Here is a 13,697-nt window from a genome sequence, read left to right on the forward strand (position 1 = left end):
TTAGAACTCGATGCCCTCTTGTGGTTTCACGCCTGAGCGGAACGGATGCTTGATTTGTGTCATCTCGGTCACAAGATCGGCAATCTCAATCAGTTCGTCTTTGGCATTTCGACCAGTGATGACAACGTGCACATCAGCCGGCTTCTGGTTTTTCAGAAAATCGACCACTTCAGCAATGTCGAGATAATCGTAGCGCAGAACGATGTTGAGTTCGTCGCAAAGGATCAGCCGGAAATCACTGGATGTGATCATCTCTTTGGCCGCATCCCAGGCTTGTTGGGCGGCGTCTATGTCGCGCTGTCTGTCTTGTGTTTCCCAGGTAAAACCTTCGCCCATGCGCTTTATGGTCACCAGATCTGAAAATCGCTCGAGTGCTGCACGTTCACCGGTTTCGATACGTCCCTTGACAAACTGCACAACGCCAACTTTGTGACCATGACCAAGCGAGCGAAAAACCATACCGAAACCTGCGGTGGATTTGCCTTTTCCCTTGCCTGTATGCACGATCAGCAGACCCTTTTCGATGGTCTTGGTCGCCATGATCTTGTCGCGCGCCGCCTTCTTCTTGCGCATCTTTTCGGCGTGACGGGCATTCAGTTCTTCTTCAGTCAGACCTGGCTTGTCGTTTTCTTCAGTCACGGTGCTGGTGTCTCCACGAGATTGGATTTCATGTCGCTCAAGGCAGAATGGGTCGAATTGCGCCGCGGCGTCCAGAGGCCGCGCTCAATTGCATCCTGAAAACGGTCGAGCATTTCATTGAAACCTGCAGGATTGGCGTCTTTAAGGAAATCTCGAACGGTTTCGTCGTCTAGGTATGCGTCGTAAAGCTGATCAAAATGATGATCCCCAACAGCATGTGTTGTGGCTGCGAACGCGAAGAGATAGTCGAGCGTGGCAACCATCTCAAATGCCCCTTTGTAGCCATGGCGCATGACACCGCGGATCCATTTCGGGTTTGCGGCACGGGCCCGCACGACACGGCCCAATTCTTCCGTCAATGAACGAACCACCGGACGTTCGGGCCGCGAATGATCGTTGTGATAGATCTTGGGGTCTTTTTCAGAAAGCGTTTCAACCGTCGCTGCCAGGCCACCTTCGAACTGATAGTAATCATCGCTGTCGAGCAGATCGTGTTCCCGGTTGTCTTGATTGTGAAGAACGGCATCAACGGATCGCAGGCGCTTTTCCAAATCTTTGCGTGCGCCTGTTCCTTCCGCCCCGCCGCCATAAGCATAGCCACCCCAGCTCAGAAACACGTCTGCGAAATCTGCGCGTTCCTGCCAGATGCCTTCATCAATCAGTGCCTGAAGGCCAGCACCATAGGCCCCTGGTTTGGACCCGAACACTCTGAAGCCCGCTCTTTGAGCCGCCGCTCCTTCGTCGAGGCCTTCTTCAAGGAGGCGTCTGGTCTCATCCTTCATGCGCAAAGCGATTGGGTTCGCGGTCTCTGGTTCATTGAGCGCACCAACAGCACGAACCGCACTGTCAAACAGATCCATCTGGTGCGGAAACGCGTCTCGAAAGAAGCCCGAAACTCTTAACGTCACATCGATACGCGGACGCCCGAGCTCTGACAGTTTCAAAATTTCAAATCCAGTTACGCGACCCGACCCAGTTTCCCACACAGGTCTTGCACCAATCAATGCCAGTGCCTGTGCGATGTCGTCTCCACCGGTGCGCATGTTCGCGGTGCCCCAACAGGTCAGCACCATGGATGTGGGCCAATCGCCTTCTTCCTGAAAATACCGTTCCGCAATCAGATGAGCGGACTTCTGACCAAGACGCCAAGCCGTTTCGGTCGGCACGGCGCGGACATCAACAGAATAAAAGTTTCTGCCTGTCGGCAAAACGTCCGGCCGACCTCTTGAAGGAGCACCAGACGGCCCAGGCTCCACGAAACCTCCAGAGAGCGACGTTAACACAGCGGCAATTTCGGCTTTGCCAGACCCGCAAACAGAAGGTCGAAGGGTTTCGTTGACCTCAAGAAGAGCTGCGCGCGTAGATGTCCAGTCTTCCGGCACATCCGAACCGCCGGAAATCAAGCGTTGGGCAAGCAGCTCAATCCGTTCGACAGTATCGCCGTTGGAACGCCAGGCAGATGCTTGCAATTCTTGCAGGAGATTGGGCTTTTTGTCGTTCCAGGTTTCTGAAAAATCGCAATCAAGCGGATCGAAGTTACCAAACCCGAGGTCTTTGGCGATGGCACGCTGAAGGCTCTCATCGGCAGGGCTGGTGCCGCGGGGAACCCTGGCGAGAGCTGCCAGGAGATCCGTTAACTGTTCTCCATCTGGGCTCACCCCGAGAATGTGAAGCCCGTCACGGATTTGCAGCTCTTTCATGTCGCACAAATGCGCGTCTAAACGCGCCAAACGAGTTTCTTCGTCCATTTCGTCGGTAAGGCCGATGTCCTTGTCCAGACCGTGGCGCGCAGCGGCATCCAGAATGTCTCCAGTCAGCGCTTTCAAGCGACGCGGATCCACACCACTGGCGAGATAGTACTCATCAAGAAGTGTCTCCATCTCTTCCGCGGCGCCATGGCTTTCAGCCCGGGTCAGAGGTGGTGTCAAATGATCGACAATGACCGCAGATGTCCGCCTCTTTGCTTGCGCGCCCTCACCCGGATCGTTGACAATGAAAGGATAGATGTTTGGAACCGGCCCAAGCACAGCCTCAGGAAAGCAATTTTCCGAGAGGGCAAGCGCCTTTCCAGGCAGCCATTCCAGGTTTCCGTGTTTGCCCAGATGAATAACGGCATCAGCTCCAAAAGAGCAACGCAGCCAGAAGTAAAAAGCGAAATAGTGATGCGGTGGAACAAGATCCGGATCGTGATAGGTTTCCTTTGGGTCAATGTTGTAACCGCGCGCCGGTTGAATGCCGACAACCTGGTTGCCGAACCTGTGCAAGCCCAAACGAAACTTGCCGTCAATTACATGCGGGTCGTCTTCAGGCTGCCCCCAACGGTCCAGAACTGAACGCCTCACGTCATCAGGCAGCCCCGCGAAGGCCGATTGGTAGTTGCTCAGGTCGAATTCCTGAAATCCTGCCTTTTCAGAACGTTTATCAAGCGAATTCGTGACCCCGCTCGTCAGCGTCTCCATAAGGGCAGCAGAGCTTTTTGGGGCTTTGCCTGTATCAAACCCAGCGATGTTCAGTGCTTCCAAAACCGTGACGCAAGACGCAGGTGTGTCGAGGCCAACGCCATTAGCAAGCCGTCCGTCCTTGTTGGGATAGTTTGCCAGGATCAGCGCGGTCTTTTTCGCCGCTTCAGGTATTTTGCCAAGCTTCGCCCAATTTGCTGCCAGGTTTGCAACAAAGGTCATGCGATCGGACACAGGTGTGAACTTGACAGGTGTGGATTGCGTCGCCTCGTCGAAAATGCCTTCTTCCTTGAAAGACACAGCGCGGCTCAGGATGCGTCCATCTATTTCCGGCAAAACCACATGCATGGCGAGATCACGTATTGAAAGACCCTGATCGCTTTCATCCCATCCCTCCTTTGAAGAAGACGAGAAAACAACCTGCAAGACAGGCTTGCCAGGTTGATCCAATGGCGTGGACTGATGTGCAGCACCAGCCTTCGAAACTGCGAAAGCAGTTCCATTTAGAACAACGTCCGGTCGCCCTTCACTGAACAGGCTGCCCAGTACAGCAACGGACTCCGCTTCCTTGAGGCTCGAAACGAAAACCGGCATCGCGTTGAGGCCCGCTTTGTCCAGAGCATCAACCAAGGCATCAACCGGAGCGGTCTGAGCGCCCTGAACAAGGGCGCGATAGAAAGTAATGGCTGCCAACGGTCTGGCCTGATCATGCCAGGTTGACTTCAAGGTGCCTAAGTCCGGGGTTGCGTGTCCTGGAAGATAGAGACCGGCACGCGGAAGAGGAACCGGCTGCGCAGGTTCCTCAGCCCTTCCAATGAGAAACGCACAATAGCGGAGGGCATTGGCATAGTTCTCAGAACCACCCTCAACGCAGTAGCGCCAAAACCGATAAACGTCCTCGACAGGTCTTGTTGACCGCCCGCTGAGATCGGCATCCCACTTGTCATCACCGGGAACGACAATCAATTCTATGCCGCTCGAGCGTGTTTCTTCCTCAAATCTTTCAAGGCCGTAGCGCCAGTATTCGACACCGCCTAAAACCCGCAAGACGACCAGGCGCGCCCCGCGCACTGTTTGTTCCGCATATAGGTCAACCGAATACGGATGCGACAGCGCCATCAGGTTCGCCAGCCTCAGTGTCGCCCTGTCGGCACTTAGCTGCGCATGAGCGGCAGCAAAACTGCCCAATTCCGTGTCCGCCGCGGAAAGAAAAAGAATATCGGCTGGAGACTGACCAAGGTCGACCGCGTCTCCACCGTCGTCAATCCGGCGCGTCTGGCTGGCTAGGATATGCATTTCTTTTGGCTGGCCCGTACTTTCTTGGCTCTTAAGCGGCGGCCTTCAAACCGCCGAGAACAGATCTAACAGCATCAAAGTCCAACCCCTTCAGGCCGATCACGACAAGGCGCCCGGAACTCTCGGCTCCAGCAGCGAACCAGGTTTCAACCCTCGGTCCCACGGCTTGAACCATGGCAGGTGCTGCTTTGCCCTCAATTGCGACGGCACCTTTGATCCTGAGAACCCCCTTCAGCGACATTGCTTCCAAAACTCGGTCTTCAGCTTGCTTCAAACTGCCGAACGTGGATACCGACAGGACATGACTTTCGAAATCATCATGGTGGTGATGATCGTGATGATGGTGATCCTCATCTTCATGGTCATGGTCATGGTCGTCGTGGTCGTGGTGGTGGTGATGCTCATGCCTGTCTGACATGTCATCTTCGGCAGCAGATCCACGTCCAAGAAGAACTTCAATCGGAAGAGTTCCTTTCTCAGACGATACGATGTGAACCGCCGGGCGCACGTCTTCCGAAATTCGATCAAGCACGTCGTTCAGTGCAGTTTCAGAAACAAGGTCGGCCTTGTTGAGCACAACCAGATCTGCGCAACGCAACTGATCATGAAAGAGTTCTTCAACCGGGCTCTCGTGATCCAGGGCCTCGTCAGCCGCGCGCTGCGCCTCCAGAGCTTCTTCGTCAAGCGAGATTCGTCCTTCTGCCAGGGCCGCAGCATCAAGCACTGTGACAACACCGTCGACGGTCACCTTTGGTTTGACGCTTGGCCAGGAAAACGCCCGCACCAGCGGTTGAGGCAACGCCAGGCCGGAAGTTTCAATGACGATGTGCTCGGGCGGCGTTTCCCGCGCAAGCAACATTTCCATTGTGGGCAGGAAGTCGTCTGCAACTGTGCAGCAAATACATCCATTGGTCAGTTCAACCACTTCATCAGCCGCGCATTCAGGATCCGCACAGCCATTCACCAGCGAACCGTCAAAACCCATGTCGCCAAACTCATTGACGATCAGTGCAATTCGCTTGCCTCCGGCGTTCTGCAACAGATTTCGAATAAGCGTGGTTTTCCCGGCCCCCAGAAACCCGGTGACGATTGTGGCCGGGATTTTTGCGCCCGGAGTTCCAAAGGAAGTGGTCATAGTTTGATGTCCGGTTGAGAGTTGGGTTTCAATACCATTGGCAGGCCGGCCGCTACGAAAACGACCTTTTCACAGACTTTCGCAATATCCTGATTAAGACGTCCCTGTGCATCGCGAAACGACCTGGAAAGTCGGTTCTCCGGCACAATTCCCATGCCAACTTCGTTTGACACAAAAACGCACGGTCCCTGCAGCGACGCGACGGCTTCGCACAAACATGCTGTTTCGGCGACAATGTCTTTTTCAGCGAAATAGAGGTTGGAAAGCCAAAGCGTCAGACAATCCACGAGGACAACCGTGTTCGCCAGGCTTTCGCGTTGAAGCACGGACGTCAGATCCGTTTGTTCTTCTATCGTCCTCCACAATGGTCCGCGCTGATCACGATGGGCAGCGATCCGGTTTTCCATTTCAGCATCGAACGCTGCCCCGGTTGCGATGTAAACCTTATCCATGCCGGTTCCGGCAACCAGTTGCTCGGCAAACCGGCTTTTTCCGGAGCGTGCTCCGCCAAGGACAAGGGTGGCCCGGGAAATACTTTTGTTCGTCAATCCAGTCTCCCAGCCGTCCGCCCGACAGCGCCAAAGGGTTGCAGCATTGACGGCCGGTCTCCTGGCTCGCGGTTAAACGCGTTTGCGCCCCTTCCCGGTCTCTTCACCAGTGGATCTTCGCGCTAACGCTCACCGCTTACAGTTGCGGGGGCAGCTCCGGTTTAAGGCAGATAGCCGGCACCGGATTCCCGTTTCATCCGGATCAGGCCTGACCTTCTCCGGAACCGTCAGATCCTTCCTAGCCTTATCCTGTTCAAGGCACAAGCACTGGTGTTGGCGCTTCCGCAAAATGAGCAAATCCAGCCGGCGTGACATCATATATCTCAGCCTTCGTGAAAATCGTTGGCCTTGCAGAACCAATATGACGATGCCAGGCAGTCAATGGCTGGAATGTCAAAAGTGGCTATTGCGACTACTCATCTGATAAATATGAAGTTTTCCACACCAGAAACAAAAAACTGACGGCTCGATGAAAAAATAGGCCTTTTGGGCTTGGCAAACGGAGCAAGCCTTTGATATACGCTTCTCCATCGACGGGGCAGCACTGCTGGCCCCGAGCGTGGTGATCCCCAGTAGCTCAGTTGGTAGAGCAAGCGACTGTTAATCGCTGGGTCGCTGGTTCGAGTCCGGCCTGGGGAGCCATCCACCTTCTTCCTGAAAATATTTGATTTTGCCTCGCAGCATGCGACGGGGACGGATGGCATTAAAGTTGTGCCACCTCGCGCAAAGGCAGATTTGCGATCATTCACTCAGCAGTTGTTTCCGACTTATTTGGATGCAGACATGCCTGCCGATGGGTACATCTTGCCGCTCGGAAAAAAATTTCGTTGCTTAGATGCCGTTCTATTCAAACATGACAGGAAAACCGGAAAACAGGACCTGTGCCATTAGATGCGTTTAAGTTGCGAAAACGCTGTGTTTGTGTTCTTCAGAGACAGTTCTCAGAATATATTTATTGGTTAGTTCAAAGTAATAATTCCCATCTGTCGAAATCTTACTGATCTTTTTTTGTTTTCTGTTTTGACGAGTTCTTAATTAACGAAATTTAATACATATATCACGTAGACTTTTTATCGAATAAATTGGTATGTGAAGCACTTGGCAGGCGATTAAGCCGAGGTGCTGCGGTTAACCTTAAGGAAACATTGAGCCGACGCAGGCATTGAAAAACCAACCAATCAAGATAAGTCAAGGCTTGCGATTAGCAGGCTAACAAAACAACGAAAAACACCTGCAGAGGATGAGATGCGGCGGCTGGTAGATTTCTTTTTTGACCGAAGAGTTATTGGTCTTACGTTGCTCCTCGGGATCGCAGGCGTTGCGTTGGCGGAACGCATGGTCGTAACCCTGCCGATGGCGTATTTCATCACATTTGCCGTAATCGCCTTTTCGGTGGTACTGACTGGGCGGATCAAGACTTCAATCTATTTCGGCCTGGCCGTCGTAGCGCTGATCGCGTTTGTCTCTTATGCAAAAGTCAAGTGGATGTCGGTCGCTCCGAACATCGTGGACATCTATTATTTTGCATTTAATCCCGGGACATTGGCGTTCCTACTCGATGGTTTCCTGCCTCTTGTAGTCGGCGTGATCGCGTTGTTTCTGGGGGCGTTGGCAGCGCTTTTCGTTTTTGGCTGGTACGAAACACCGTCTTCGAAAAGCAGACGGAAAGCACTCATTGCATTCCCCTTGTGCGTCGCGCTTGCAATTGCATTTCAACCGCGCACGTTCAGCGGTGTCGAAGACCTGATGCGCTTCCGCTACATCACCTCCGTGTTCACATCGATGAAGCACCTGGCAAATCTGAGAGACCCTATTCCGCTTCTGGAACTTCTAGACCGGGAAGTTGCCTCCTTGGATGGCGAAGTGGAAACGCACGGAGTTTGCAAACAACTCGTGTCGAAGCCCGATATTCTCGTTGTTCAGGCAGAATCGATTGTTCCGCCTGAAATTTTCTACGATGGAGAAATTCCCAAAGAATTAGAGGGAGCGTTCAATGGTCCAGACGAGACGCTTAGGCCCCTTAAAGTCGAGACGTTTTCAGGTGGAACCTGGATTACGACAGCTGGTTTCGTTTCCGGCTTGCCGATAGCGGATCTTGGCTGGTTGACCAGCTACTCAAACTTCATTCTGGAAGGGCGAATCCGGCAGTCTTTAGTACAGTATCTTTCCGACTGCGGATACCACACGGTTTTCCTGTCACCACTCCATTACTCCTTCGTCAATGAAGGTCGTTTTATGGAGTCGATCGGCTTTGAAACATTTATCGATCAGCACGATATGAAGGCACCGTCGACGCAAGAATCCGACTCATTTTACTATAACAATGCGCTTAGCGTTCTTAAGGAACATCGGCAAAACGACGACCGCCCGGTCTTCATGTTCGTACTAACCATGTCCGCCCACTCGCCCTGGAACTACAGGATGGAGCCGGACCGGACAGTCGCCGGAGAGCCTTTCAGCACGGACAGCGAAATCAATGAGTATTTCAGACGCCTTGCCATAAGCCGTGAAGATCTGGAAGAATTCACCAACCAGGTGGCAGCCCTCAGCCAACCAACGGTCGTTCTTGAATTCGGCGATCATCAACCCGGTCTGACCTTGGATTACTGGCGTCGCCGCGAAGGTCCGGCCCCGCTCGCCAACAAAGAGTCCGGCGCTTACATGACGTCCTTCCAAGTTCAGCCCCTCAAGACGGACCTTGCCGCACCAGTGCCGTCTTTCGAACGCCTGGACCTGCAGTTTCTTGGTGTCACTCTTCTTGAAATCGCTGGGATCCCCTTAACGCCAATTCAGGCAGATCTACGCAACATGCGCGACGAGTGCATGGGTCTCTTCCAATCTTGCGACGTCGAAGGGCGTCTGGACGCCCACTATGATTGCCGTGCGAACCAGAGTTCCTGCTCTGATGCACGCATCGAACACAGTCAGAGCGGTACACATAAGCGCGAGTATGTTCAGGCTGAAACGGCAAGGGTCGATTGACCGGCCCCTGCCTGTTTGCGGTCCGCAATTGGAACAATGCCGCGTCCCGAACTAACGCTTTGCGACTGACATGCGCCCTTTCAAATACTCGCCATACTGGCTGAGCGAAAAGATGAAGATCCAGTAGATCGCGCCGACGAACGCATAAACCTCGATGTAATACGGTGCCCACTCTACGGTACCGAACGCGGCATTCGCGGAAGCGAGAACATCAAAGAAACCGATGATGATCACGATCGCAGTCTCTTTGAACGTGACCACAACCATGTTGATCGTTGACGGCAAAGCATGCCGGAATACTTGCGGCATCACGATGCGGGACAGGATCTGGAACGATGTCAGCCCCAGCGCTCTACCTGCCTCAAATTGCCCTTTTGGGATCGCCTGGAAGCCACCGCGAAACACCTCAGCCTGATAACACGCGAAAAACAACGCGAAACCGACGATGACCCGCCAGATCTTGTCGCCGTTCAGCCAGTCGGGCAGAAGAAGTGGTATCACGACGGCAGCAGCAAAAAGAGTTGTCAGCAAAGGCAGCGAGCGAATGAAATCGATCAGCAGAGAAGCCGCTCCCTTGACAGCCGGCAATCGAGATCGCCTTGCAAGCGCCAGCAAAAGCCCCATCGGCATGCCAAGCAGAACAACTGCAGAAAACATGAAAAGGGTGAGTGCCAACCCGCCCCATTGATCGGTGGTAACCTGAGCCTGGCCCAGAAGGCTGCCATCCATCAGCAGGACGTAGGTTCCAAAACCGACAATCCAGAGGGTAACCAGTTTGCTGGTGCTCCAGAAGTGTGGCAGGCAAGACAGAACAACCGTTGCCACGATTGCTATGCATGCCAGCGTTGAGCGCCAATGAAGGTCATAGGGATAAAGTCCAAACAGTATCAATCGGTGACGCGCGGCAATAACCGACCAACACGCTCCGCCTGCTTCGGCACAGTGCTCAACGTCTTCAGCCCGCCAGACAGCACTGAAGAGTGCCCAGTCAACCAGCATCCAGGCCATATAAAGCATCAGCCCGAAAATGAAGACGCTGGTCAACGTGTCGCTTGGGCTTCGAAACGCTCGCTTCTTCAGAGTTTTGGCAAGTTGGCCCCACCTGTCCGAAGAACCGGTGTATTCGCTCGCAATCGCCATGTCAGTGCCCTTTCAGCGCAAGGCGCGCATTGATGAAGTTGACGATCTGAGCCAGTGAATAGTTGATTAGCAGGAAGGACAGCATCAACAACCCCATCAGCTCAAGCGTTTGTCCGGACTGGGTGATTGACGTCGACACGATATAGAAGAGATCACTGAACCCAATTGCGACACCGAGCGTCGTCGCCTTCATGATGAAGATCCACTGATTGCCGAGCGGGGGCATGATCGTGCGCAACGCCATCGGAATCTTGATGTGAAACCAGATAGAGCGAGACGAGAGGCCGAGAGCCTTGCCGGCTTCGGTCAATCCGCTCGGCACTTCGTGCAGTCCTCCACGAACCACTTCGGCAATATAGGCAGACCCGTAAAGCGTGATCGCAAGGATCATTGCGACAAGTTCAATTGAAACGGTCACCCCCTGAAATCTCAGGCCCTTCTGCACCGGAAGGGAGAACATGGAAGATTCCGCCGGTGCAAACATGGATGCAAGGGTCAACGTCAGACCAATACTGGCGACCAGCCAGAGACCAAGCTTGTGAAGGAATTGAAGGCTCTTTATTCGAAAGATGACGAACCCAAGCAGAACCAGGCAGGCGAAAATTCCGAGGACCACTAACGGCGAAACATTCAGTGCAGGCAGCATCATTCCCCTGTTTGAGAGAAATAACGCGTCACCCAGCGAATATGCCTGCCGAGGTCCCGGCATATGGATCAGTACCGCGTACCAAAAGACAAGCTGCAATATCAGCGGCAAGTTTCGGAAGAGCTGAATATAGACGGTTGCGACCGCGTTGAGGCCCAGTTGCCGCGCGTCCCTGGCAGTGCCGATGGCAAACCCGAGGATGGTGGACAGCACGATGCAAATCAGTCCGAGGAACAATGTGTTCATGAAACCAATCAACAGCGTTCTGGAGTAACTGTCGTCAATTGATCGGTCGATCAGTGAAAACGAGTAAGCCCAACCAGTTGCCCGCTCCAGAAATCCGAAGCCGCTCGTCATGTTGAGCTCGTCCAGCTTCGTCTGAGCCGTTGAAATCGCGGCCCATACGATCAGGGCAACTGCAACGACCAGCAAGGTCTGCAAAATAAGTTCACGGCGTTTCCGCCTGGTCTTGAGAGCCGCAGCATCCATTCCGGGATCCTCCTTGCCGCAACACAATAGAAAGGCGGCAAGACAAAATGCCTTGCCGCCTTGCGAACACGGATCAGTCGAGAATAGGCGCGTAAAGTACGCCGCCATGGCTCCAGAGGTTGTTCAGGCCACGGTCAAGTTTGTAAGGAGATCCCTCACCCAGGTTGCGATCGTAGATTTCTCCAAAGTTTCCTGTGGCTGCAATCATTTCACGTGCCCAGGTATCCCGGATGCCGAGACGTTCGCCCATGCCAGGGTCGACGCCCAAAAGCCGTGCGATTTTCGGGTTCGGCGGATTGGCAGCCATTTCTTCCACATTGGCGGAAGTCACCCCTTCTTCTTCGGCAATCAGCAATGCTGCGATCATCCAGTTGACCATGTCGACGAATTCCTCGTCGCCCTGGCGCATTGCAGCAGCAATCGGTTCGTTGGAGAGCTGGTCTGACAAGATGATGTGTGCATCGGGCTTTTCCAGCTCAGTTGCACGCAAAACAGCCAGGAACGGACCCCAGGCAGCAAAGGCGTCGCAGCGGTTTGCGAGGTAAGCTGCGCGCAGTTCCGATGCCTTTTCGTAGGACACCATAGTGTGTTCGACACCGATGGTTTTCAGATAGTTGCCTGCGAGCCTTTCAATAGTGGTGCCGGCTTCAACGCAGATCGTCCCGCCGTCAAGTTCCTTGGCCTCGGTTATGCCAAGGTCGCCATGTGCCATGAATTGTGTGCCACCGAAGAAGTACGGCAAACTGAACTGCAAGCCGACTTCAGTGTCGCGACCCATGGTCCAGCCGGTTGCCTTGATGATGACGTCGACATCCCCGGATTGCAGCGCGGGGAACCTTTGGGCCCAGCTCAAGGGAACGATTTGAGCCTTGTCAGGATCCCCCAGGATCGCTGTCGTGAGGGCTCGGCACATGTCGATGTCCAGCCCTTTCCATTCGTTTTTGTCGTTCACCTCCACAAACCCGAAGTAGCTGCCGTTGTGGCCGCTGCACAGGAGCGTGCCCCGCTCTTCGATCTCCGTCACCGTCGCGCTTTTCGAAAACGCCGTAACCGGGGCTGCAACACCTGCTGCGAACGCAACCGCGCAGGCGATTTTTGCAATACTGGTTGCCATTTTAGCTGTTCCCTGTTTTATATATCGGAACACTTGTTCCATTTAGTAGGTTACGAACACTCAAAAATGAGTCAAGTGAATTCTCCAAATCGCGGAAAAACTGATCGAAATTCTGCGAAACTGGCGGGGAAATGAGCAAATATTGGAACGAACGCATGATTACTAGGCATGCAGGGGCGGTTGAAACTGATCCAGGCCACCCGATTTAGGGTGTGATCGAATGACCGCCGAAAGCGGTGAAGGCAAATCGGGCCCCTAAAGAAATTTGGAATTTCCGCGTGTTCAAGACTTGATAGCTGCGGGTTCCGGAACGCACACTTGGCGCAATGGCATATGAGGAGACATGAATGAGCGGTTCAAATTACCCGGTCGACTTGAGCGTCAAACCAGAGGTGAAAGCCTTCTTTGATCCGGCGACGAATACAATCAGTTATGTCGTCAAGGACCCCTCGTCTTCAGCCTGTGCCGTGGTCGACAGTGTCATGGACATAGACTACGCGGCAGGACGCATAACATATGATCATGCCGATGAGATCATTGCCCACATCCGCGACAACGAGCTCGAGCTAGAATGGCTGATCGAGACCCATGTCCATGCCGACCACCTTTCAGGTGCGCCATACATTCAAAAACAGCTCGGCGGCAAACTTGGCATTGGCGAAAAGATCACCGTCATCCAGGAAACTTTTGGCAAGATCTTCAATGAAGGTACGGAGTTTCAGCGCGATGGCAGTCAGTTTGACATGCTTTTCAAGGACGGTGACACCTATAAGATCGGTGAGATGACCGCCATGGTCATGTGCACACCCGGTCACACACCCGCTTGCATGGTTCACGTCATGGGGAACGCCACTTTTACAGGTGACACGCTATTTATGCCCGACAGCGGGTCCGCCCGGGCTGACTTTCCCGGAGGGGATGCGGCAACCCTCTATGATTCAATTCAGAAGGTTCTTGCCCTTCCGGATGATATGCGCCTCTTCATGTGCCACGACTATGGACAGAACGGCCGCGAGATCCAGTGGGAGACGACTGTCGGCGAGGAAAAAGAACACAACATCCATGTCGGCGGCGGCAAAAGCAAAGAAGAGTTCGTCAAGTTCCGGACCGAACGGGACGCCCAGTTGGCGATGCCAAAACTGATCATTCCATCTTTGCAGGTCAACATGCGCGCCGGACAATTGCCGCCTTCGGACGACACCGGCCGTACTTTTTTGAAGGTTCCAATCAACGAGCTTTAGGCGGGCGA

General features: G+C 53.7%; 9 protein-coding genes, 1 tRNA gene and 1 riboswitch. Of the genes, 3 read left to right on the top strand and 7 right to left on the bottom strand.

What is annotated here, in order from left to right:
• The 4 genes from cobO to cobU are packed head-to-tail and all read right to left on the bottom strand — an operon-like array spanning position 1 to position 6,077.
• The gene (gene cobO / locus ACZ1HV_RS02650) at positions 1-639 is read right to left on the bottom strand and encodes a cob(I)yrinic acid a,c-diamide adenosyltransferase (RefSeq protein ID WP_298981895.1); all 639 of its coding nucleotides are present in this window, start codon (positions 637-639) and stop codon (positions 1-3) included.
• Positions 636-4,394 carry a cobaltochelatase subunit CobN gene (gene cobN / locus ACZ1HV_RS02655; protein ID WP_472717236.1) on the bottom strand — a complete coding sequence of 1,253 codons (3,759 nt, stop codon included), beginning with the start codon at positions 4,392-4,394 and terminating at the stop codon, positions 636-638. The genes cobO and cobN overlap by 4 nt, the downstream gene beginning before the upstream one ends.
• Before the next feature lie 31 nt (positions 4,395-4,425).
• Complete coding sequence (gene cobW, locus ACZ1HV_RS02660) at positions 4,426-5,529, bottom strand: cobalamin biosynthesis protein CobW (RefSeq protein WP_298815108.1); 1,104 nt, start codon at positions 5,527-5,529, stop codon at positions 4,426-4,428.
• The gene (gene cobU / locus ACZ1HV_RS02665; RefSeq protein ID WP_298815104.1) at positions 5,526-6,077 is read right to left on the bottom strand and encodes a bifunctional adenosylcobinamide kinase/adenosylcobinamide-phosphate guanylyltransferase; all 552 of its coding nucleotides are present in this window, start codon (positions 6,075-6,077) and stop codon (positions 5,526-5,528) included. Before cobU ends, cobW begins: the two co-directional genes overlap by 4 nt.
• A 34-nt stretch (positions 6,078-6,111) precedes the next feature.
• A riboswitch (cobalamin riboswitch) is annotated at positions 6,112-6,321 on the bottom strand.
• A 322-nt stretch (positions 6,322-6,643) separates the two neighbouring features.
• On the opposite strand from cobU, the gene ACZ1HV_RS02670 reads away from it, so the two are divergent.
• Together ACZ1HV_RS02670 and ACZ1HV_RS02675 are read left to right on the top strand one after the other, a co-directional pair.
• Positions 6,644-6,719: transfer RNA gene (locus tag ACZ1HV_RS02670), tRNA-Asn, on the top strand.
• Positions 6,720-7,322: 603 nt separating this feature from the next.
• On the top strand, positions 7,323-9,059 hold the full coding sequence (locus ACZ1HV_RS02675) for a sulfatase-like hydrolase/transferase (protein WP_472717237.1): 1,737 nt from the start codon (positions 7,323-7,325) through the stop codon (positions 9,057-9,059).
• 51 nt (positions 9,060-9,110) lie between these two features.
• Here the strand turns inward: ACZ1HV_RS02675 and ACZ1HV_RS02680 are convergent, their stop codons facing one another.
• The 3 genes from ACZ1HV_RS02680 to ACZ1HV_RS02690 all read right to left on the bottom strand — a co-directional run bounded on the left by ACZ1HV_RS02680 (position 9,111) and on the right by ACZ1HV_RS02690 (position 12,448).
• Complete coding sequence (locus tag ACZ1HV_RS02680; RefSeq protein WP_298964088.1) at positions 9,111-10,199, bottom strand: amino acid ABC transporter permease; 1,089 nt, start codon at positions 10,197-10,199, stop codon at positions 9,111-9,113.
• Position 10,200: 1 nt separating this feature from the next.
• Positions 10,201-11,334, bottom strand: coding sequence for an ABC transporter permease subunit (locus tag ACZ1HV_RS02685; RefSeq protein ID WP_472717238.1), 1,134 nt, complete (start codon positions 11,332-11,334; stop codon positions 10,201-10,203).
• A 73-nt stretch (positions 11,335-11,407) separates the two neighbouring features.
• Positions 11,408-12,448 (bottom strand): amino acid ABC transporter substrate-binding protein, encoded by a 1,041-nt coding sequence (locus ACZ1HV_RS02690; RefSeq protein WP_298816500.1) that lies wholly within the window; start codon positions 12,446-12,448, stop codon positions 11,408-11,410.
• Between the two features lie 347 nt (positions 12,449-12,795).
• Here ACZ1HV_RS02690 and ACZ1HV_RS02695 point away from each other — a divergent pair, with 347 nt between their 5' ends.
• Positions 12,796-13,689, top strand: coding sequence for an MBL fold metallo-hydrolase (locus tag ACZ1HV_RS02695; protein ID WP_472717239.1), 894 nt, complete (start codon positions 12,796-12,798; stop codon positions 13,687-13,689).
• The last annotated feature ends 8 nt before the right edge of the window (positions 13,690-13,697 follow it).

It is taken from the genome of Roseibium sp. JB4-4, from assembly GCF_055693425.1.

Coding starts and splice junctions, on each gene's coding strand:
- cobN (WP_472717236.1), bottom strand. CDS start 4,394: ATGCATATCCTAGCCAGCCAGACGCGCCGGATTGACGACGGTGGAGAC.
- cobW (WP_298815108.1), bottom strand. CDS start 5,529: ATGACCACTTCCTTTGGAACTCCGGGCGCAAAAATCCCGGCCACAATC.
- ACZ1HV_RS02675 (WP_472717237.1), top strand. CDS start 7,323: ATGCGGCGGCTGGTAGATTTCTTTTTTGACCGAAGAGTTATTGGTCTT.
- ACZ1HV_RS02680 (WP_298964088.1), bottom strand. CDS start 10,199: ATGGCGATTGCGAGCGAATACACCGGTTCTTCGGACAGGTGGGGCCAA.
- ACZ1HV_RS02685 (WP_472717238.1), bottom strand. CDS start 11,334: ATGGATGCTGCGGCTCTCAAGACCAGGCGGAAACGCCGTGAACTTATT.
- ACZ1HV_RS02690 (WP_298816500.1), bottom strand. CDS start 12,448: ATGGCAACCAGTATTGCAAAAATCGCCTGCGCGGTTGCGTTCGCAGCA.
- ACZ1HV_RS02695 (WP_472717239.1), top strand. CDS start 12,796: ATGAGCGGTTCAAATTACCCGGTCGACTTGAGCGTCAAACCAGAGGTG.